The 21,278-nt window shown below is 57.4% G+C and carries 16 protein-coding genes; 14 read left to right on the forward strand and 2 right to left on the reverse strand.

Features of this window, described 5'->3' with window-relative positions:
* Positions 1-40 precede the first annotated feature (40 nt).
* Both G485_RS0120535 and G485_RS0120540 read right to left on the reverse strand, forming a co-directional pair.
* Positions 41-1,738: a response regulator transcription factor gene (locus tag G485_RS0120535; protein WP_027094076.1), complete on the reverse strand. Its 1,698-nt coding sequence runs from the start codon at positions 1,736-1,738 to the stop codon at positions 41-43.
* Positions 1,735-3,576, reverse strand: coding sequence for a cache domain-containing sensor histidine kinase (locus tag G485_RS0120540; RefSeq protein ID WP_027094077.1), 1,842 nt, complete (start codon positions 3,574-3,576; stop codon positions 1,735-1,737). Before G485_RS0120540 ends, G485_RS0120535 begins: the two co-directional genes overlap by 4 nt.
* A 117-nt stretch (positions 3,577-3,693) precedes the next feature.
* Between G485_RS0120540 and G485_RS0120545 the strand changes: the two genes are divergently transcribed.
* The 14 genes from G485_RS0120545 to G485_RS0120610 all read left to right on the forward strand — a co-directional run bounded on the left by G485_RS0120545 (position 3,694) and on the right by G485_RS0120610 (position 21,205).
* Complete coding sequence (locus tag G485_RS0120545; protein ID WP_027094078.1) at positions 3,694-4,581, forward strand: carbohydrate ABC transporter permease; 888 nt, start codon at positions 3,694-3,696, stop codon at positions 4,579-4,581.
* Positions 4,581-5,435, forward strand: coding sequence for a carbohydrate ABC transporter permease (locus G485_RS0120550; RefSeq protein WP_084423423.1), 855 nt, complete (start codon positions 4,581-4,583; stop codon positions 5,433-5,435). The genes G485_RS0120545 and G485_RS0120550 overlap by 1 nt, the downstream gene beginning before the upstream one ends.
* A 121-nt stretch (positions 5,436-5,556) precedes the next feature.
* A complete protein-coding gene (locus G485_RS0120555; protein WP_027094080.1) occupies positions 5,557-6,873 on the forward strand; it encodes an ABC transporter substrate-binding protein in 1,317 nt (438 codons plus the stop codon).
* A gap of 262 nt (positions 6,874-7,135) precedes the next feature.
* Complete coding sequence (locus tag G485_RS0120560) at positions 7,136-8,266, forward strand: ROK family protein (protein WP_027094081.1); 1,131 nt, start codon at positions 7,136-7,138, stop codon at positions 8,264-8,266.
* 22 nt (positions 8,267-8,288) lie between these two features.
* Positions 8,289-9,002 carry a 6-phosphogluconolactonase gene (locus G485_RS0120565; RefSeq protein WP_027094082.1) on the forward strand — a complete coding sequence of 238 codons (714 nt, stop codon included), beginning with the start codon at positions 8,289-8,291 and terminating at the stop codon, positions 9,000-9,002.
* A 24-nt stretch (positions 9,003-9,026) separates the two neighbouring features.
* Positions 9,027-9,944, forward strand: coding sequence for an ROK family protein (locus tag G485_RS0120570; RefSeq protein ID WP_027094083.1), 918 nt, complete (start codon positions 9,027-9,029; stop codon positions 9,942-9,944).
* Complete coding sequence (locus G485_RS0120575) at positions 9,944-11,329, forward strand: family 4 glycosyl hydrolase (RefSeq protein ID WP_027094084.1); 1,386 nt, start codon at positions 9,944-9,946, stop codon at positions 11,327-11,329. Before G485_RS0120570 ends, G485_RS0120575 begins: the two co-directional genes overlap by 1 nt.
* 6 nt (positions 11,330-11,335) lie before the next feature.
* The gene (locus tag G485_RS0120580; RefSeq protein ID WP_027094085.1) at positions 11,336-13,471 is read left to right on the forward strand and encodes a glycoside hydrolase family 3 N-terminal domain-containing protein; all 2,136 of its coding nucleotides are present in this window, start codon (positions 11,336-11,338) and stop codon (positions 13,469-13,471) included.
* A gap of 83 nt (positions 13,472-13,554) precedes the next feature.
* Positions 13,555-14,466, forward strand: coding sequence for an ABC transporter permease (locus G485_RS0120585; RefSeq protein WP_027094086.1), 912 nt, complete (start codon positions 13,555-13,557; stop codon positions 14,464-14,466).
* A 15-nt stretch (positions 14,467-14,481) separates the two neighbouring features.
* Positions 14,482-15,354, forward strand: a complete 873-nt coding sequence (locus G485_RS0120590; protein ID WP_027094087.1) for a carbohydrate ABC transporter permease — start codon at positions 14,482-14,484, stop codon at positions 15,352-15,354.
* Positions 15,355-15,377: 23 nt separating this feature from the next.
* Positions 15,378-16,994: a type 2 periplasmic-binding domain-containing protein gene (locus G485_RS0120595; protein ID WP_240489226.1), complete on the forward strand. Its 1,617-nt coding sequence runs from the start codon at positions 15,378-15,380 to the stop codon at positions 16,992-16,994.
* A 299-nt stretch (positions 16,995-17,293) separates the two neighbouring features.
* Positions 17,294-18,391, forward strand: a complete 1,098-nt coding sequence (locus G485_RS0120600; protein WP_027094089.1) for a GntR family transcriptional regulator — start codon at positions 17,294-17,296, stop codon at positions 18,389-18,391.
* Positions 18,392-18,736: 345 nt separating this feature from the next.
* The gene (gene araD, locus G485_RS0120605; RefSeq protein WP_027094090.1) at positions 18,737-19,438 is read left to right on the forward strand and encodes an L-ribulose-5-phosphate 4-epimerase; all 702 of its coding nucleotides are present in this window, start codon (positions 18,737-18,739) and stop codon (positions 19,436-19,438) included.
* Between the two features lie 93 nt (positions 19,439-19,531).
* Positions 19,532-21,205 (forward strand): ribulokinase, encoded by a 1,674-nt coding sequence (locus G485_RS0120610; RefSeq protein ID WP_027094091.1) that lies wholly within the window; start codon positions 19,532-19,534, stop codon positions 21,203-21,205.
* Positions 21,206-21,278 lie beyond the last annotated feature (73 nt).

The raw sequence follows: 21,278 nt of genomic DNA on the forward strand, positions 1-21,278 counted from the left end.
CAGCAGCGTTAGCGGGACGGTGGTTACTGGCGTTGCCGCATCAGGACTTGCGGAACTGGTTGGGGGAGACGCCGGCGAACTTCTTGAACACCTTGCTGAAATATTTCTCGTCGGAGAAGCCGACCTTCTCGGCGACTTCCGCGATTTTGAGCGCCGGGTTGCCGAGCAGCGTCTTGGCCCGCTCGATGCGGACCCGGGCCAGGAAATCGGACAGGTTCTCGCCGAAAATTTGCTTGAACCGCCGCGAGATGTACTCCCGGCTCAAGTAAAACTGGCCGGCGATATCCTGCAGCGTCAGCTCGCGGTAATAATTCGCCTCGATATATCGGGCGATCTCCGCCATGACGTTCCGCTCCTTCCGCTCGGCGCTCTGCCGCTCGGCAATGCGCAAAAGCGCCGCCGTCAGATCCTCTTCCCAGCGCGGCAAAGACAGGCAGCCGTCCTCGTCCAGCGGAATGGCTGTCAAGGCCGAACCCGCAGCCGAGCCCGAACCCCAAGGGTCACCGGCATTCGCATCCGAACCTGTTGCCGCAGCGTCCCCCAGCGGCGCAGCAGCTCCCCGCGCCGGAGACGACGCAGCTCCGCTCGCTTCCTCCCGGCTGCCGCTCCTCTCCGCCTCCCACCGCTCCCGCAGCGCGCCGAACTCGTGCCGCCACAGCTCCAATTGCTCGAGCGTCAGCTCGGGCAAGCCGCGCACCGCGTTCATCCACCTTCCGACCGCGGCCCGGATCTCCGCCTCGCTGCCGCTCAGCACGGCGAGCCGGAAGCTCTCCTCGTGGTCGAAGGGGCGCGGCGAACCGGCCGAAGGCTTCGCATCGGGCTCGTACGCGTGAAACCGCGTATCCGCCGCCAGCACGCTCCGGCGGCGCAACGCGGCACGGGCCGCGCGGTACGACGGGCCGACGCCCGCCGGGAACGGCTCGAGCGTGCCGATGCCGAAGTGGAAGCGGCATCGGAGCGCCGTCCGGAATCCTTCGTCGATGCGCGCCAGCGTCTCCCGCAGCTCCGCGAACCGGTCCCAGAACAGAAGCAGCACTTCGTGCTCGCTGATCCAATAGCGGCAAGCGATCCCCCGATTGTCGGGCCGCAGAAACTCGTTGCAAATATTCGTGAGCGAGAAAAACAGCAAATCCCGGTTCCGCTCGAACTTCCGCGTCAGCTCCCGGCTCAGCGTATCGATGCCCACCACGACGACCTGGCATCGGGAGTCGGCGTCCAACCCGAACTCCTCGTACAGGCTGTCCCGCACGGTGGCGTAGCAGCCGGGCTCGGTGACGAGGTTCGAGAAAATTTTGTCCCAATAGACGGGCTTCAATTGATTCATCTCGATGTTGCGCCGCTGCATCAGCTTCCGTTCCCCGTCTTCCTTCCGCCAGTTCTCCGCCGCTTTGCGAAGCGCCTCGTGCAGCTGATCCGGATCGATCGGCTTCAGCAGATAGTCCTGCCCGCCGTACTTCATCGTGCTGCGCACAAGCTCGAAGTCGTCGTGACCGCTGATGACGATCTTCTGAATCGGCAAGCCGCGGCTGTCGATCCAGGCGAGCAATCCGACGCCGTCCTGCACCGGCATGCGCATGTCGGTCACGACGATCTCCGGCTGCAGCCGCTCGATGATCGCGGACGCTTCCGCCCCGTTGCCCGCCTCGTACACCCCTTCGATGCCGAGGCTCTTCCAATCGACGAGAAGCTTGACCGCTTCCCGCACATGCTGTTCGTCGTCTACGATCAGTACGTTCATCTGGCGACCTCCAATCCGGCTTCGAGCGGCAGGCGCAGGTCGACGCGGAAACCGCGCGAGCCCGGCGAATCGACCGTCATTTCCGCTTTGTCGTTGTAATACAATTTCAATCTCGTGGCGACGTTGCCGAGCCCGATGTGTTCCCGGCCGTCCGTCAGAACGGGCTCCGGGCGCGCCAGCCGCCTGCGAAGCTCGGCGAGCCGGTCCGGCGCCATCCCGGTGCCGTTGTCCTCCACGACGACGGAGAGCCAGCCGTCCGGCAGCACCCAAGAGCCGATCCGGATCTCGCCCTCGCCCCCTTGCGGCTCGAAGCCGTGCTTGAACACATTTTCGATCAGGGGCTGCAGCAGCATCTTCGGCACGGGAACGGCGAGCGACGCGGGATCGACGTCGAACCGGACGCTAAGCTGTTCCGAGAAGCGCTGCTTCTGCAGCTCCAGGAACGCCCTGGCATGGTCCAGCTCCGACTGGAACGGCACGATCGCCTCGTGCGCGTTCATGTTGTAGCGCATCATTTTCCCCAGAGCGTTGATCAGCGAATAAACCTTCGGCGCCTGGGATTGAAGCGCCAGCGTTCCGATCGACTGCAGCGCGTTGTTCAGAAAATGCGGGTTGATCTGCGCCTGCATCGCCCGGAGCTGATTGTTCTTGTTCGCGATCTCCAGCTTGTATTCGCGATTGATCAGGTCCTTGATCGTGCCGATCATGGAGTTGAAGCGGCGGGCGAGAATGCCGATCTCGTCCCGTCCCTGCACGGGAACGGCGACGTCCAGATTGCCGGTCTGCGCCTTGTTGATATGGCTGATCAGCCGTTTGATCGGCTTCGTAAAATGGAACGACACGACGAGCGTGGCCGCGACGACGATGACGAGGAACAGCGCGATAATGAGCGAGTTGATCGTGCGGATCGTCCGGGCGTTCTCGTACAGGTACGAATACGGAAGCTGCTTGACGACGATCCAGTCCATGTAGTTCGTCTGCAGCGTATCGTAAATGACGATGCCCGAGAACGCGCTGTCCTTCCATCGGATGAAGCCGCTCAGCTCGCTCGAAGCGAACAATCGGTCCGCCCAGGGAGCGGCGAGCAACCCGCCCGGGGCGGAGCCGCTCGCGTTCGCGCTGCAGACGACATGCCGGCTCCGGTCCAGCAGGTACAGCGTCTCCTGGCCGGAGGGGGCCAGGCTTTGGCAGATGTCCGACAGCTGCTGCGATTGGATGTCGATCGTCAAGTAGGCGAGAATCTCGTCGCTGGGCGAACGAATAATCGGGCGCCGCAGTGTGAATACGCTTTCTTGTTTAACCTTGCGGCTCCAGTCCAGCTCGTAATTGACGCTCTCGTGCGTCGCTTCGACGAACGGCCGGGAATCGTTCATCCGGCTTGCCGGCCAGGAGATGCCGCTCTCCGGCCCGCCGCGGAACAGCCCCCGCGACAGCAAATAAGACAGATGGTCCGCTCCCTTGATCTGCAGATGGATCTGATGGATCTCTTTCATGGATTGATACATATTGAGCAAATGCGTATAGATTTGCATCCGGTTGTTCGAGTCAAACGTTTGCGCATTCGCGCCTGGAGCGGTTGCGCGTTCGATTATCGCGTGCAGGGAAGTCGGCGTGTTCATCGAGTTGTAGACGTTCAAGGAGATGCGATTGATCGTGTTCATGTAGTTCAGAATGTTGTCTTTCCCGAGCGACAGCATCGCCCGGTTTTCCAGAATCGACTTGTCGGTGACGGCGTGCTTGATGTAACGGTCGGATACGAACATGGAGATGAGAATAGGAATGATCGTCGCGGCGAGGAGAAGGCCCATCAGTTTGTTGCGGATGCTCGTTCGGAACATGTCGGCTGCGCTCCCCGGAGGTCAATATTTTACACCAAACCCATCATATCTGTCGGTGGCCTCCCTGACAATATCTCTTTATATTCAGGTTATCGGAAGGCGAAAGGGGAGTGCCGCATGTCACTGCGCAAAAGAGCCGGAGAGTGGTTGCAGCAGACGGTGTTCGTCGGTCCGGGCCTGCTCGCGTTCTCGGCGGTCGTCCTCGTGCCTTTTCTGCTCGGATTTTATTATTCGTTCACCGAGTGGAACGGGCTCGATCTCGACAAGGCGAAATGGATCGGAATGGACAACCTCCACCGGATTTTCACGGACGACGAGAAGTTCTGGAAGTCGTTCTGGTTTACGATCAAATTCACGGCCGTAACCGTCGCGGCGGCCAACGCCCTGGCGTTCGCTCTGGCGCTCGCGCTGTCGCGCAAGCTGCGGACGCGCAACGCGCTGCGGACGGTTTTTTTCCTCCCGAACGTGATCGGGGGCATTCTGCTCGGATATATTTGGCAGTTCATCTTCACGAAGGGCTTCAAAACGATCGGAGAGCTGACCGGCTGGCCGACGTTCGAGCTGCCTTGGCTGGGGACGCCGAACACCGGCTTCTGGGGACTGGTCATCGTCTTCGTCTGGCAGACGGCCGGCTACATGATGGTCATTTACATCGCGGCGATGGTCGGCGTTCCGAGGGATCTGACGGAAGCGGCGGTGATCGACGGGGCCGGTTATTGGCAGACGGTCCGCAAGGTGACGATTCCGCTCATCATGCCCGCCGTCACCGTCTGTTTGTTCCTGACGACTTCGAACGCGTTCAAGATGTTCGACCTGAACTTGTCCTTGACCAAGGGCGGGCCGGGAACTTCGACGCAGTCGCTCGCCTACAACATTTACGCGGAGGCGCTCGTCAACAATCGCTACGGCCTCGGAACAGCCAAGGCGATGCTGTTCTTCTTCTTCGTGTCGCTGATCGCCATCGCCCAGGTGTGGCTGACCAAGCGCAAGGAGGTGGAAGCGTAATGGCGAGGTCCAACCCGAACGCCGGCGGGGGAGCGCGGTCCCGGCTGCTCGGAATCGAAGCGGCCGTGCTGCTGCTGGCGCTGCTGTTCCTGTCGCCTTTTTACTTCGTGCTCGTCAACTCGGTCAAATCGCTGGGCGAGATTCTGGTCGACGCCGCTTCTTTGCCGAAGAAAGCGCTCTTCTCGAACTATTCCCGCGTATGGGAGATCATCCGGTTCCCTCACGCGCTGTATCATACGTTTCTGATCACGGCGCTGAGCGTTGCGGGCATCGTCGTTCTCAGTTCCATGACCGCTTACCGGATCGTCCGCAAGCCTACGAGGTTCAACAAGGTTTTGTTTTTCTGCTTCATCGCTTCGATGACGATTCCGTTCCAATCCGTCATGCTGCAATTGGTGCGGGTGACGAGCTTCCTCGAGCTGAGGGGCAATCTCGCCGGCATTGTCGTCTGCTATTTCGGCTTCGGTCTGGCGCTGTCCGTCGTGCTGTTCCACGGCTTCATCAAGGGGGTGCCGATGGAGATCGAGGAAGCCGCGGTCGTGGACGGCTGCTCGCCTTACGGCGTTTTCCGGCAAATCGTCTTCCCGCTGCTGAAGCCGATTACGATCACGGTCATCATTCTGAACGTCCTCTGGATCTGGAACGACTATTTGCTGCCGGTGCTCATCATCGGGTCGAATAAGGATCTTACGACGATTCCGCTTGCGGTGACCCGGTTTTTCGGCCAGTATACGAAACAATGGGATCTCGCCCTCGCCGGGCTGGCGATGAGCGTCACGCCGATTGTCGTCATGTTCCTGCTGCTGCAGAAGCATATTGTCGAGGGGATTACAACCGGTTCCATAAAAGGATAAAACATCAATATGTTACACCTAATCGTTCAACATCTTCGGTTTTATCGTGTGCAAACGTTTTACTATAATGGGCGTGTAAGCAAGCAAGAAAACCTATCGATCCTTCGGGGAGGTCATTTGCATGAAACGTTTATTCACGGTGTGCCTGATCGCGGCGCTGACGGTAGTCGCCGCCGGCTGCGGCGGCAATAACGACAGCTCGTCGTCCAGCCCGGCTGCCGAATCCTCGTCGCCGCCGGCTTCGGGCCAGGCGTCGCCCAGCGCGTCTCCGTCGGCGGAGAAGAAGGACGTCTCGATCAAAATTTTCAACTTCAAAGTCGAAATCGCCGACGCGTTCAACAACCTGGCGCAAGATTACGAGAAGGAGACCGGCGTCAAGGTGGAGGTCGAAACGCATGGCGGCGGCGAAGACTACAACGCGCTGCTCAAAGCGGAGATCGCTTCCGGTTCCGAGCCGGAAATTTTCAACGCCGAAGGCTTCGCCGCGCTTGAGCCTTACTACGACCGCGCGACCGACCTGACGAACGAGCCCTGGGCGAAGGACGTCATCGAAGCCGCGGCCGCGCCGGCCCGCGTGGACGGCAAGCTGCTCGGCATGCCGATGAACATCGAGGGCTACGGCATTATTTATAATAAAGACCTGTTCGCCAAGGCCGGCATTACCGAATTGCCGAAGACGCTGACGCAATTGAAGGACGTCGTCGCCAAGCTCGAAGCGGCCGGCATTACGCCGTTCTCCACGACGAACGAATGGTGGTCGATCGGCCATCATACGATCAACGTCGGTTTGGCCGAACAGCCCGATCCGGTCAAATTCATCGAGGATACGAAGACCGGCGCGGCGGCGTTCAAAGGCAACGAAGTGTTCGAGAAATGGATCAATTACGTCGACCTGGTGTTCCAGCATAGCCAGAAAGACAAATTGACGACCGACTACGCAACCCAAGTGGCGAGTTTCGCCTCCGGCAAAGCGGCCATGATCCAGCAAGGCAACTGGATTCAAGGCGACATCGACAAAGTGGCGAAGCTCGATCTCGGCGTGCTGCCGATTCCGATCGACGACAGCGGCAACGCCCGCGTGTACACCGGCCCGGCGAACTTCTGGATCGTCAACAGCAAATCCAAGCATCCGGAAGAGGCGAAGGCGTTCCTCAACTGGCTGGTCACGTCCGAGACGGGCAAGAAGTATTTGACTAAAGAATTCAAGTTCATCCCTGCGCTGTCTTCGATCCAAGCGACGACCGAGGACATCGGCCAGATCGGCGCCGCCGTATCCGAACAGGCCAAGGGCGCCGGCGGCTGGTACTGGGGCCGCTACCCGGACGGCGTCATCCAGGGCTGGGGCGCCGCGATGCAGGAATACCAAGGCGGCCAGATCGACAAGGATAAGCTGTTCGACAAGCTGGAGCAAGCGATTCAGGATATCGTGAAGAAGTAACGTATGGATCATTTGCTTGAATCTTGAGCTTGAGCAAACTAAAGGTTTGTCTCCTGCGTACGGACTATCGCTGGATGTCTTCTCCATTCAGCGATAGTATCGCGTACGCTGGAATTTTTGACGCAAAAGCATTGACAGATTAACGAGCCAAGATATAATAGCCTTAACGGTCCTTCATTGGATTTTTCTTTTTCTCAAATTATTTAACTTTATTTAATAATGAAGTTAAATAAAGAAATTAAATAATGAGAGAGGTGAGCGGATGAAGTCTTTTCTTCCCAACGACATCAAGGATGAGAACAGAAAAATCATTTTCGATATTTTGCTGCAAAATCCGGAATTGGCCAAAGTGGAGATTACGGAGAAAACGGCAATGAGTTTTGTAACGGTCAGCAAGATCGTGAATTTCTTCGAAAAAATCGGTTTGCTGACGGCCACCGGCGAAAGCCGCGAAGGATCCGGCGGGCTGGGAAGAAAACGAACGGTATATCGGTTTAACGAGAACAGTTATGTCGCAATCGGCATTCAAACGATCGGCGAACAAACGACGGCGTTGCTGGTGAACTTGCATAGCCAAATTATAGATTCGTATTCGATTGACCACCCCGTTCCGTTCTATAGCGAGGCGTTCGCCGCGTTGTTCGAAGAGATCGTGGAGCGGATGAGGAACAAGGCCAAAGAAACCAACAGTGTGATTGTGGGAATCGGCATCGGCGTGGACGGAGCGATCAATACCAAGAGGAAGACGATCCGGATGAGAACGCAGGGCAATCAGGAAGAGGATTATCATTACGAGGCGATCCTCGACAATCTGCGGAACAAGGTGAATCTGCCGATTCTTCTGGAGAACGATGTGAACGCATCCATTCTGGCCGAGTTCCGGAAGCTGGAGAACGCCGACGAAGCGCCGACCGACCTGTTCCACATCGCGGTAGGCGACGGCGTGGGCGCCGGCATTATGATCAACAAAGAACTGCACCGGGGGTTCAATGCAAGCGCGGGAGAGCTGGAGTACATGTGCTTCGATCCCGATTTTAGAAAGACGCCATCTTCCGTCGGCTGGCTCGAAGGGAAGCTGGGGATCAACAGCTTGAAGAACATGTACGACCTGAATTCGGATAAGGATCGGGCGGCCTGCGCGGATTATATCGCCAAGCATCTGGCGCTGGTCATCACGAATATGATCAGCATTCTGGATATCCATCGGGTCGTGATCAGCGGCAAAACGATCGACTTGTTCCCGGAGCTCATTCTGGACGGCGTCAGACACTATGTCAAGCAATATACGGAGTGGGCACCGACGATTTCGGTCAGCGATTCCAAGTACTCGACGGCCATCGGAGCAGCCGTCTTGATCCTGCAGCGGGAAATGATAACGGTTCTGTCCGCATAATGAACGGGGAAGTGAAACGATCGTGCTACGAATCTTTAACAGCGAAGAAGAGCTGGCGAATGAAGTCGCCCATGTTATGATGCATCATCTCGCTCACGATGAGCATCCGGTTTTTTGTCTGGCGTCCGGAAGCACGCCGCAGATCAGCTACCGGAAGTTTGCCGGCCGGGCCGGCGGAGAGCCGGGGATCAAGCGGCTCCGGTTCGTCAGTCTGGACGAGTGGGTCGGCATTGACCGAAGCAGCGAAGGAAGCTGCTACCAAATGCTGAACCGGGATCTCTTCTCGCTTCTGCCGCTTAAGCCGGATCAGATTGCGTTCTTCGACGGAACGAATCCGGACCTGCAGCAGGAATGCGACCGGATTGACCGGTTTATCGAGCAACATCCGATTACCTTTAGCCTCATGGGAGTCGGAATGAACGGACATATCGGACTCAATGAGCCGGGCCAACCCGTCTTGAGCCGGAGCAGCGTCGTGGATTTGTCCGCCACCACAAGGGATGTTGCGCAGAAGTATTTTCACAAGCCCACGGTGCTGGAGAAGGGCATTACATTGGGATTGGGCCAGATTGCCGCCAGCCGTCGGGTCATTGTCGCGATCACCGGCGGCCGCAAGGCCGGCATCGTCCGGGAGATCTTCATGAACCCGGAGGCGAGACTGCCCGCTCAAGAGCTGCTCGACTGCGATCATATAGATTTCTTCCTCGATCAGGCCGCCGCCGCATCGTTAGACTGAACAAAATGTTGAGGAGTTCGAATCATGGTTGACTGTGTAATTGGCATCGACATCGGCGGCACTAACATCCGGGTCGGGTTGGTGGATGCGAACCTGGGACTGGTCCGGAAGGAGACGGCATTGACGGCAAGCTTTCAAACCGCGGACGACCTGTTCACTCATGTCCGGACCATGGTTGACCGTGTCGATTGCGGCAGGCAAGCCGCCGGTATCGGGATTGCGCTGCCCGTGCCGTGGAAGGAAGAGATGGCATGCATTTGCGACGCCACTAACATTCCCTGCATCGAGAATATTTCGATACAAACGATAAAATCGTATTTTTCCGGCTATGAGGTCTATTTCGAAAACGACGTGAACGTCATCGCCCTGCTCGAATCGGAGCACGGAGCGTCCAAATCCTACAGCCATTCGATGTACATTACGGTTAGCACGGGAATTGGAAGCGGCATCATTCTCAATAACGAAATTCATCAAGGTTCGCACGGGTATGCCGGAGAGATCGGAGGCATGATTGTCTCCGACAGCAGCAAGAGCCTGTCTTCCCTGTACAACGGGACGCTCGAATCGCTATGCAGCGGCAAAGCTCTGGAGGAAGAGGGCAAACGATTGTACGGCAGCGGCGCCACGACGCAAACCTTGTTTGATAAGTATCACCAGCAAGATAAAAACGCGGCAGTCGTCATCGACCGATGGGTGGAGCACTTCTCCAATGCGATTGCCACCTTGATGCAGACGATCGACCCGGATGTGTTTGTCGTCGGCGGCGCCGTCATCGACAACAACCAGTGGCTGATCGACCGGGTGGTCGAGAGAGCCCGGGACAAGGTGCTGGAGAATTTAAGAGACAGCATCAACATCGTCATGTCGGCGTTCGGGCCGGATGCGGGAATGATCGGAGCGGGCCTCGTCGCGCTAAAAAACACCAAAGGAGATAAACGATAATGAGAAAAATGAAAGTTGCGTTAATCGGAGCGGGAAGCGTGTCGTTTGCCCTCGGGGCGTTGCAGGATATGGCGTTGTCGCCCCGGCTCAAAAATGAGGTTCAGCTCGAAATTGCGCTGATGGACATTGTGAAGGAAAATGTGAACCGAACTTATCAGTACGCGCTCCAGTTGTTTGAAGCCTTCGGGCACAACGCGAAGATCTGGCAAACGACCGATTTGGAAGCGGCGTTGACCCAAGCCGACTTCGCCATTGTCGCGATCGAAGTCAACCGCTATTTCTACTGGTCGCAAGATTTCCACATTCCCCGCCGCTATGGAAGCAAGCAAATTTATGGGGAGAACGGCGGGCCGGGATCGATGTTCCATACGTTGCGGAACCTGGGCCCGATGCTCGAGATTGCCCGCACGATGGAGAGGGTATGTCCGGACGCCTGGTTCATCAACTATACGAATCCGGAAGCGAAGCTGGTGGAGGCGGTCTCGAAGCTGACGTCGATTCGCATCGTCGGCTTGTGCCACGGCCTGGATATGGGCATTCAACAGCTGTGCGAGTTTCTGGAGAAGAAACCCGATGAAATCGGCATTGAAGCCGGGGGCTTGAACCACTTCGGCTTCTTCACGAAAATTTGGGACAAGAAGACCGGCGAGGATTTGTACCCGCTGTTCCGTGAGCAAGAGAAGAAGGCGAACCGTCTCGCCCAGTTCGATCACTACGCGCTGTCCCGCACGATGTACCATACCTACGGCTATTATCCGTATCCGGGAACGAATCACTGCGGCGAATACGTCTCTTATGCGGAGGACTTCTACGCAGGCTTGTCGCTCCAATTCCGGTACAATCCGATTCGGGAGAAGCTGTGGGAGGAGGGCTCCCGGACGCCGGATTTTGTCTACTGCGCAACCGGCAACACCTTGGACAAAGGGCTGTTCGACAGCGTCCAGACGCAAGAGTCATGGGTGGAGCAAGCCTACACCTTCAATAAAGAGAACGTCCGGCCCAGCAACGAATACGCCATTCCGATCATCGAAGCGATCTTCTTCGACGATGAAATTCAAATCAACTCGGCCAATCTGCCGAATAGGGGCGCCATCAAAGGACTTCCCGACGACATGGTGGTCGAGACCCAGGCGATCGTGAACGGAAGCGGCATTACCTTGAAGCCGATGACCGTCGAGTTGCCGACCGCGATTATCGGAACCATTCATATTCAAGGGACGATCCACAAGCTGCTGCTGGAGGCTTATCTCGAGAAGTCCAAAACCAAGCTGCTCCAGGCGATTCTGCTGGATCCGCAAGCGCCGAGTTATTATCAGGCGTGCGCCATGATCGACGAGATGTGCGAATTGCAGAAAGACATCCTGCCCGAGCTGGAATGGAAGTAAGCGAGTATGGACAAAAATAAGCTTCTAGAGTTGCTTCGGAAAATGACGCTGAGAGAGAAGTTCGGCCAGCTTACGCAGATAACCGGCGAACCGTTTATCGGCAGAGCGGATGACGACATGGTGGAGACCGGCCCCGGTTACCCGCCGGATATGCTGGAGCCGGATACTTTATACACCGTCGGCAGCGTCATCGGCGTATCCAGCGCGAAGATGACCAACCGGATCCAGTCGGAATACTTGAAGCGGTCCCGGCTGAAAATTCCGCTGCTGTTCATGCACGATGCCATTCATGGCTACAAGACGATCTTTCCGATTCCGCTGGCGCTGTCGTGCACATGGGATGAGCGGATTCTGGAGAAGGCGGCGGAGGTCACGGCAACCGAATTGCGGGCCTCCGGCATCCATGTGAATTTCTCGCCGATGGTGGATCTGGTGCGGGACGCCCGATGGGGCAGGGTCATGGAGGCGTTCGGAGAAGACCACCTGCTGTCCGGCCATCTCGGCAGGGCGATGATCAGGGGCTACCAGAAACGGTCCGACGGCAAGATCGGTCCGGCCGGCGTGGCCGCCTGCGTGAAGCATTTTGCGGCATACGGCGCGGCCGTCGCCGGCAAGGATTACAATACCGTCGATATGTCGATGCGGGAATTTTACGATTACTACGGCAAACCTTATGAAATCGCTCTCCAGGAGAAGCCGAAATTCGTCATGAGCTCGTTTAATACCTTTAACGGGGTTCCAGTGACGGCAAGCGAAGCGATGTTGAGACAAATCCTCAGAGGAACCTATCGCTTCGACGATTTGGTCATCTCCGATTGGGGGGCGGTCTCCGAACTTCAAAATCACAGGGTGGCCAGAGACGGGAAGGAAGCGGCCGAGTTGGCGTTGACGGCGGGCGTCGACATCGAGATGGTCTCCACCTTGTATCTGGCGCACTTCGAAGCGATCGTGGCGGAACATCCGGAATTGTTGGACGATGTGGATGCGGCGGTGCTGAAGATCCTTCAGTTGAAAAACGAACTGGGCCTGTTCGAAAACCCGTATGTCGACGAGGAGGCGGAGTCCGCCGTCATTCTCAGCCCGGAATCGCTGGAGGCCGCCAGAGAGGCTGCCCGAAGAAGCTGCGTCCTGTTGAAGAACGACCATCAAACGCTTCCGATCGGCAAGCAGCATCGTTCCATCCTGATCGTCGGGCCCTTCTCCAACACGAGGGAGCTGCTGGGCAATTGGGCGTGCAAAGGAAGCTTCGACGATGTGCCGACGCTTGCCGAAGGCTTGAAGCAAGTCGACGATTCGCTTCAGGTCAACGTTTACGATACGCTGGACGATTGCCCCGGCGATGTGCTGGAGCAATGCGATTACATTATCGCGGCGGTCGGCGAGCGTTGGGATCTCAGCGGCGAAGGGCACAGCAGCGTTCATATCGGGCTCGAAGACAGCCAGCAGCAGTTGATCCGGCAAGTGAAGCGGCTGAACAAGCCCTATGCCTGCGTCTTCTTCTCGGGAAGACCGCTGGCGCTTCAGGACATCATCGACGATATTCCGGCTTTGCTATGGTGCTGGTATCCGGGCACGCAAGCCGGCGTCGCGATTGCCGAGCTCTTAACCGGCCAAGAGACGCCGTCGGGCAAACTGACCATGTCGTTCCCGCGATATTCCGCCCAGACGCCGATCTACTACAACGAATACAGTACGGGGCGTCCGGCGAACGCGTCAAGCTACAGCAGCCGGTACCAGGACTGCGAGATCGGGCCGCTGTTCGCCTTCGGGCACGGGTTAACGTACACCGGAACGGAATACGCGAACTTCCGCCAATCGAGCGACAGGATCACGGCGGAGCAGGGGATCACCTTCTCGTTCGATATTCATAATCCCAGCGGGTACGACTATCCGGAGATCGTCATTCTGTACATCGAGGATCTCGTATCCAAGGCGGCGCGTCCGACGCGCGAAATGAAAAAATACCGGGTCGTTCCGGTGCCGGCCCGTCAGACGGTGCACGTGGAACTCACCATCTCGCTCGACGACCTTCAGTATCTGGACGCAAACCTGCAAAGAACGGTCGAACCCGGGGAGTTCCGGGTGTACATCAACGATCTGGCGAAACCGGTGTTTGCTTTCGTATACGAGGACGCTGTTTGATCAACGGTCGGCCTAAATATTAAACAAAATTAATTAATTTTGAAAAATTTTCTATGCGCGACCGAAAATGAGGACGGTGTAGGATGAAGCGCACGTTTAAAGAAAAATGGATGTCGCAATGGCAGCTGCAGGTGATGGTGTGGCCCAGCATCATCCTCCTGATCGTGTTTTCCTTCATTCCGATGTTCGGATTGATTACCGCATTCCAGGATTATTCGCCGCTGACGGGGTTTTTCGCCTCGGAATTTGTCGGTCTCGATAATTTCAAAGCGTTTTTGGGCGATTCTGATTTTTACAACGTGCTGACGAATACGCTTGCCATCAGCCTGCTGAAGCTTCTGATCGGTTTTCCGCTTGAGATCGTATTGGCCATTCTGATCAACGAGCTGCGTGCGGGACCTTTCAAACGAGTGACCCAAACGATATCCTATCTGCCGCACTTCCTGTCCTGGGTTATTCTCGGCGGCATGATCATCTCGTGGCTGAGCTCGTCCGGTTTGGTCAACAGCTTGCTGATGTCGCTGCATCTAATCCAGGAACCGCTCCCCTTCCTGACCAACCCGAACGCCTATTGGTGGGTCGCAACCTTAACCGATATCTGGAAGGAGGTCGGGTGGGGAACCATTCTCTATCTGGCCGCCATGGCGGGGATCGATCCTTCCCTGTATGAGGCGGCGAAGGTGGACGGCGCCCGGAAGCTGAAACGGATTTGGCATATTACGCTCCCCGGAATCAGCCAAATTATCGTCTTGATGTTCGTATTGCGGGTCGGATCGGTTCTCGGTTCGAATCTGGAACAGGCGCTGGTCCTCCAGAGCTCGTCCAATATACAGCGGAGTGAAGTCATCGATCTGTATGTCTACCATTTGGGCTTGACGCAGGGGGACTTCTCCTTCGCGACGGCTGTCGGCATTTTCTCATCGGTCGTATCGGTCATTCTGCTGCTGCTCGCGAATGTCCTGACCAAGCGAATCCACAACAGTTCAATCTTCTAGGAACGAGGTGAGCCCATGCGTTTGGAGAGAGGGGAAGCGTTGTTCAACATCTGCAACAAGATCTTCATGGTCTTCTTCGTTGCGATCATCGTGTTCCCTTTGATCAATATTCTCGCACTGTCGTTCAATGACGGCTATGACGCCATGAAGGGAGGGATCTACCTATTTCCGAGAAAGTTTACGCTGATTAACTATAAGACGATTCTGCAAGACCCCACCATCTACCGGGCGTTCAGCATTACGGTTGCCAAAACGGTGATCGGTGTAGCCGGGCACTTGTTGATTACCGGCATGGCGGCTTACGCCATGAGCAAGTCGTATTTGGTGGGGAGAAAAGTGTTCATCCGGATGGGCATCATCACCATGTTTTTCAACGGCGGCATGATTCCGACCTTCCTGGTCGTGAAGTCGCTGGGTCTGGCCAACAATTTCTGGGTGTACATCATTCCGGTGCTGTTCAGCTTTTACGACATGATCATTCTTATGAACTTCTTCCGGAATTTGCCGGAATCCATCGAGGAATCCGCGAAGATCGACGGAGCGAACATGTTCCAGATTTTCTTCCGAATTGTGTTCCCGCTGTCGCTGCCGGCATTTTCCACCATTGCGCTGTTTCACGGCGTGTATCAATGGAACGACTTCTTCGTCGCGAAGCTGTATATGACGGATAAGTCCCTGTATCCGATCCAGTACTACCTTTATCAGTTGCTGACGAGTACGGGGGCGGCCAGCTCGGCCAAAGCGGGCGTCTATATTTCGAAGGCGTTTACAACGCAATCGCTGCAGCAGGCTACGATGATTATCACAACCTTGCCGATCATGCTGGTCTATCCGTTTCTTCAGAAATACTTTATTAGCGGAATGTTGCTAGGGGGAGTCAAAGAATGAAGCCAGTAGAGAGGGGTAGCGCTATGAGAAAATCCATTGCTGTCATCAGTTCGTTGGCAATCGCTCTGTCCGTCGCCGGCTGCGCCAAGAAGGGGGACGTGAATCTGCCCGATCCGACCTTTACCGTCGACAAGGCCACACCGAGCTGGAAGGTCGATAAAGAGAAGGCGAACCTGAGCTGGTACATCAATTTCGACTGGTTCGCCCAAACGTGGGGCAACGACGTCGCCTCCAAGTATATTACCGAGGATACGGGCGTCAGCATTACGTACCAGAACGGTACGGACGATAAATTGAACACCATGCTGGCTTCCGGGGATTTGCCGGATATTATTACGATCGACGGCTCGAGTCCGTTGATCAAGGAGGCCGACAAATTCGCGATTCCGCTCGACGAGCTGGCCAAGAAATACGATCCGTACTTCCTCGAAGGAGCGGCGAAGCCCGAGACACTGAAGTATTTCACCCGGGACGACGGCCATATTTACGGCTATCCCAACTTCTCGAATACGAAAGCGGATTACGAGAAGGGCGGCATTTACGGCAATCAGGCCTTCATGGTGCGCAAAGATATTTACGAGAAGATCGGCAAACCTGATATGACGACGCCGGAGGGCTTCCTGTCCGCGCTGGAGGCGGTACGGAAGTTAAATGCGAAGGACGAGCTCGGCAAGCCCGTCATCCCGCTCGGCATCTCGATTTTCAACGGCGGGTCCGAGCCAAACGGCGTATTCAACCGTACGCTGGCCGATTTTATCGGCGTGCCCGTTCTCACGGACGACGGCAAATATTATGACCGCTATACGGATCCAGATTTTCAAAAGTGGCTGAAAACGTTCGTCAAAGCCCGTCAAGACGGGTTGACCGACAAAGACATGATCACCATGACGAAGGACGACAAGGATGCAAGACTGACCAACGGCAGTTACTTCGCCTACTTCGCATCCGACGTGAACGGCGAGACGGACGCCTTGTCGCTGTGGGCGAATGAACATCCCGACAAAGTCTATATTGCAGTGAACGGCCCGTCTTCAACGGTGGGAAGAAAGACAGCGCTTCCGGGAACTTCGATCGAAGGGTGGACGCAGACGTTCATTTCCAAGACGTGCAAAAATCCGCGGAAGGCCATGGAGCTTGTGACGTACCTGGTGAGCGAATACGGCAACAACGTAATGGATTTCGGCCGGGAAGGGGAACCCTATACGATCGTGGACGGCAAGCCGGTATTGAATAAAGATCTGCTGGAATTCAAGCAGACGGACCCGGCGGGATTCGAGAAGAAGATCGGATTGACGACCCACCTCTGGCTTCAGGACAGCGCGCTGCTCTCGCGGCAAATGGGCCTCTCGCAATTCCCGAAAGCTTTGCAGCAGGCCAAACAATGGACGGTGCAATATGTCGTTCCGCAGTTTGAGCTCGCGGGTCTGAATGTTTACTTGTCCAAGGAATCGGCGAGAAACCTCGAGAAGATCAACCAGAACTGGTCGCAAACCGTGGCGAAAATCCTGAACGCCAAGTCCGATGCCGAAGTGGATCAAGCGATGGACGCGTTTGTCAAATACCGTCAGAACAACGGATACGACAAGCTGGTGGAAGAATGGAACAAGCAAATCGAGGCCAACAAGAAAAAACTGCAATAACCGGAAATTCTGGGAAGAGGGGCGCTGCGCCTCTCTTTTCGGCTATATAAGGAGGGAACGGGAGGCGGAGGGAGCGGATTTTTCTTGCAGCTTCCACCGCGTCCCGCTCGCTACTAGAATCGAGCGTGATCGCGGGATAAGGAGGCCACCCAGGCGTCGGTTCGCTTGCGGGAAGGCGTATCTTACTTGTACCGGGAGCTTCGGATTGTACGGATAGCGGAAGCACGTGTGCGCGAATAGGTACGTACAAGTTCGATCGTATGTTATAATGGAGGAAAACCCTTTTTGAGGTGAACGGTTTGAATTCGCAATCCCCGAAATATTTACGGCTCAAAGAAGAAATCGTCTCCTGGATTGCCGGGGGGCGCTACCGTCCCGGCGACAAGCTGCCGTCGGAGAACGAGCTGTCCGAACAATTCGGGCTCAGCCGGCAGACGGTCCGTCAATCGATCGGGGAACTGGTTCAGGAAGGCTGGCTGTCGCGGGAGCAGGGCAAAGGAACGTTCGTCGCACGGCTGTCGGGAGAACGCAAGAACGCGGGCGGCGGCAAGACCGTCGGCTTGATCACGACTTATATATCCGACTACATTTTCCCGTCCATCGTTCGCGGGGTGGAATCGGTCTTGAAGGATCGGGGGTACCGCCTTCTGTTGTCCAGCACCGACAATCGCAAGGACCGCGAGCGGGACAGCCTGGAGATGATGCTCAGCCAGGGCGTGAGCGGGCTGATCGTGGAGCCCACCCGGAGCGCGGAAGGCAATCCGAACTTCGACGCCTATATGGCGATGCAGTATCACGATATTCCGCTGCTGATGATCAACGAGCAGTATCCGGATCTTGATTGCCCGTGCGTGAAGCTGGACGACGAGGCGGGCGGGCATCTGGCGACCGATCATCTGCTGGCGGGTGGGCATAAGCGGATCGCGGGATTTTTCAAGACGGACGATCTGCAGGGCGTACACCGGATGAAAGGCTTCGTGAAGGCGCATCGCGAGCGCGGCATCCCGGTCGATCCCGAGCGGATCGTTCGCTATTCCACGGAGGAGAAGAGGGTGCGGCCGCAAGCCGCTTTGCGGGAGCTGCTGCGGCAGCCGGAACCGCCGACCGCGCTCGTCTGCTACAACGACGAGCTGGCCGTCGCCTTGCTCGACATTGTGCGCGAGGCGGGGCTGCGCGTGCCGGAGGATCTGGCGATCGTCGGCTACGACGACTCGTTCCTGGCGACGGCGACGGAAATCAAGCTGACGAGCGTCGTGCATCCGAAAGCGGAGATGGGCGAGAAGGCCGCGGCGCTGCTGCTCGACATGCTGGAGAACGGCCGGCGTGCGCAGGAGCAAGGATGGGTGTACGCGCCGACGCTTGCGGTTCGGCAATCGACGGCGGCGGCACGGGAATAAGTCGGGGCTTGGCGCCGGCTTTTGCCTTCGGCTCCTCGCCCTCGCAAGGGCGAGGGTGGCGATGAGAGCCGCCGCCACGCCGAAGAGAGGAACCGGGTTCCGCACATTCGTCCCAATCCGCTGATGCAGCACAGGATATCGTTTGCTCGTATTCTACATGCACAAAAAGCCGATTGCCCGCATGATCCTGTTCGAACAGGCATTCGTTGTTCACGTACCTCTCGACACACATGTACGTACAAGTGTATAATGAAAGCGTGTAAAGCCGATAACGATAAGTTGGCCGAAATCACCAACGTCCCGCGGTTGCGCTGGAGACCGGGGAGCGGGAAGGACGGATTCGAAATGTTGGAACAACTAAAAGAAAGCGTTTGCCGGGCGAATGCGGAGTTGCCGGCCTACGGATTGGTTACGTTCACTTGGGGGAACGTCAGCGGGTTCGACAAGGAATCGGGTCTTATGGTCATCAAGCCGAGCGGAGTTCCGTACGAACAATTGAAGCCGGAGCAAATGGTCGTCGTTGACCTTGACGGCAACGTCGTGGAGGGCGATCTTCGCCCTTCGTCCGATACTCCGACCCACTTGGTGCTGTACCGCTCGTTCCCGGGGATTGGCGGCATCGTGCATACGCATTCCCCTTGGGCGACGATCTGGTCGCAGGCGGGGCAAGGCATTCCGGCGCTCGGAACGACCCACGGCGATTACTTCTACGGCACGATTCCGTGCACCCGTCCGATGACGGCGGAGGAAATCAAGGGCGCTTACGAGCACGAGACCGGCAACGTCATCGTCGAGACGTTCCGCGGCATCGATCCGATGGCCGTGCCGGGCGTACTGGTATACAGCCACGCGCCGTTCGCGTGGGGCAAAAACCCGATGGACGCGCTGCACAACGCGGTCGTGCTGGAGGAAGTCGCGAAAATGGCGTACCATACGCGCCAGTTGAACGCCGGCATTCCTTCGATGCAGCAGGAGCTGCTCGACAAGCATTATCTTCGCAAGCACGGCGCGAACGCCTACTACGGCCAGCCGGGCAAGGAGCACTGAGGCGCACGCGGCGCGGGCGGTGCGAGCGGCAAAGATAAGTATTTCATCATTTTTCGAATTCGATTCCATAATGGAGAATGGAGGAACCCGACCATGAGCAAGAAATATGCGATCGGCGTCGACTACGGCACGCAGTCCGGGCGCGCCGTGCTGGTGGATCTATCGAACGGCCACGAGGTGGCCGACCACGTCACGCCTTATCCGCACGGCGTCATCGACGAGAAGCTGCCGGGCTCCGGCATCCCGCTCGGCCACGATTGGGCGCTGCAGCACCCGGACGACTATCTGGAGGTGCTGCGCCGTTCGGTGCCGGCCGTGCTGAAGGAGTCCGGCGTCGCGGCCGAGGATGTCATCGGCCTCGGCATCGACTTCACGGCGTGCACGATGCTGCCGATCGATGCGGATGGTACGCCGCTCTGCTTCAAGCCGGAGTGGAAGGACAACCCGCACAGCTGGGTGAAGCTGTGGAAGCACCACGCGGCGCAGGACGAGGCGGACCGCCTCAACGCGATCGCGGCGGAGCGCGGCGAGAAGTTCTTGCCCCGCTACGGCGGCAAAATTTCGTCCGAGTGGATGATCGCCAAGGTTTGGCAAATTCTGAACGAGGCGCCGGAAGTATACGACGCGACGGACCGCTTCACCGAGGCGACCGACTGGGTCATCTCGCAGCTGACGGGCGAATTCGTGCGCAACAGCTGTACGGCGGGCTACAAGTCGATCTGGCACAAGCAGGACGGTTATCCGAGCAAGGACTTCTTCAAAGCGCTCGATCCGCGTCTCGAGAATTTGACGGAGACGAAGCTGCGCGGCGACATCAAGCCGCTCGGCACGAAGGCGGGCGAGATTACGCCGGAGATGGCGAAGCTGACGGGACTGAGAGCCGGCACGGCAGTCGCTGTAGGCAACGTGGACGCGCATGCGGCGGTTCCGGCGGTCGGCGTCGTGAGCGAAGGCAAGCTGGTTATGGCGATGGGCACGTCGATCTGCCATATGCTCCTCGGCACGGAGGAAGTGGAAGTCGAAGGCATGTGCGGCGTCGTCGAGGACGGCATCATTCCGGGTTATAAAGGTTACGAAGCGGGGCAGTCGGCGGTCGGCGACATTTTCGAATGGTTCGTCGAGGAAGCGGTGCCGGCTTACGTGAAGGAAGCTGCGGAGAAGGAAGGCGTCGGCGTCCATCAATGGCTGACCGAACGCGCCTCGCAATACAAGCCGGGCCAATCGGGACTCGTGGCGCTCGACTGGTGGAACGGCAACCGTTCGGTGCTCGTCGACACGAATCTGACGGGCGTCGTCGTCGGATACACGCTGCTGACGAAGCCGGAAGAGATGTACCGCGCGCTCCTCGAAGCGACGGCTTACGGCACGCGGACGATCATCGACGCGTTCCATAGCAGCGGCGTGCCGGTGCACGAGGTGTACGCATGCGGCGGGCTGCCGCAGCGCAACCGGCTGCTGATGCAAATCTACGCCGACGTGACGAACCGCGAGATCAAAATCGCGGACTCCAAGCAGACGCCGGCGGTCGGCGCGGCAATGTTCGGCGCGGTCGCGGCGGGCAGCGCGAAGGGCGGCTACGACAGCATCGTGGATGCGGCGAAGGCGATGGCGCGGGTGCGCGAGGAGACGTTCAAGCCGATTCCGGAGAACGTCGCCGTGTACGAGCGGCTGTATCAGGAATATCGCCAGCTTCACGATTACTTCGGCCGCGGCGCGAACGACGTCATGAAGCGGCTGAAGGCGCTCAAGGACGAGGTCTCTCATTAAAAAGGAAAGCCATTCAACCCCGGGCGGTTGAATGGCTTTTTTACGTTGGCGGCGGGGAGACTTGGGGCTTGGA

The sequence above is a fragment of the Cohnella thermotolerans DSM 17683 genome, assembly GCF_000429825.1.
GTDB classification, from domain to species: domain Bacteria; phylum Bacillota; class Bacilli; order Paenibacillales; family Paenibacillaceae; genus Cohnella; species Cohnella thermotolerans.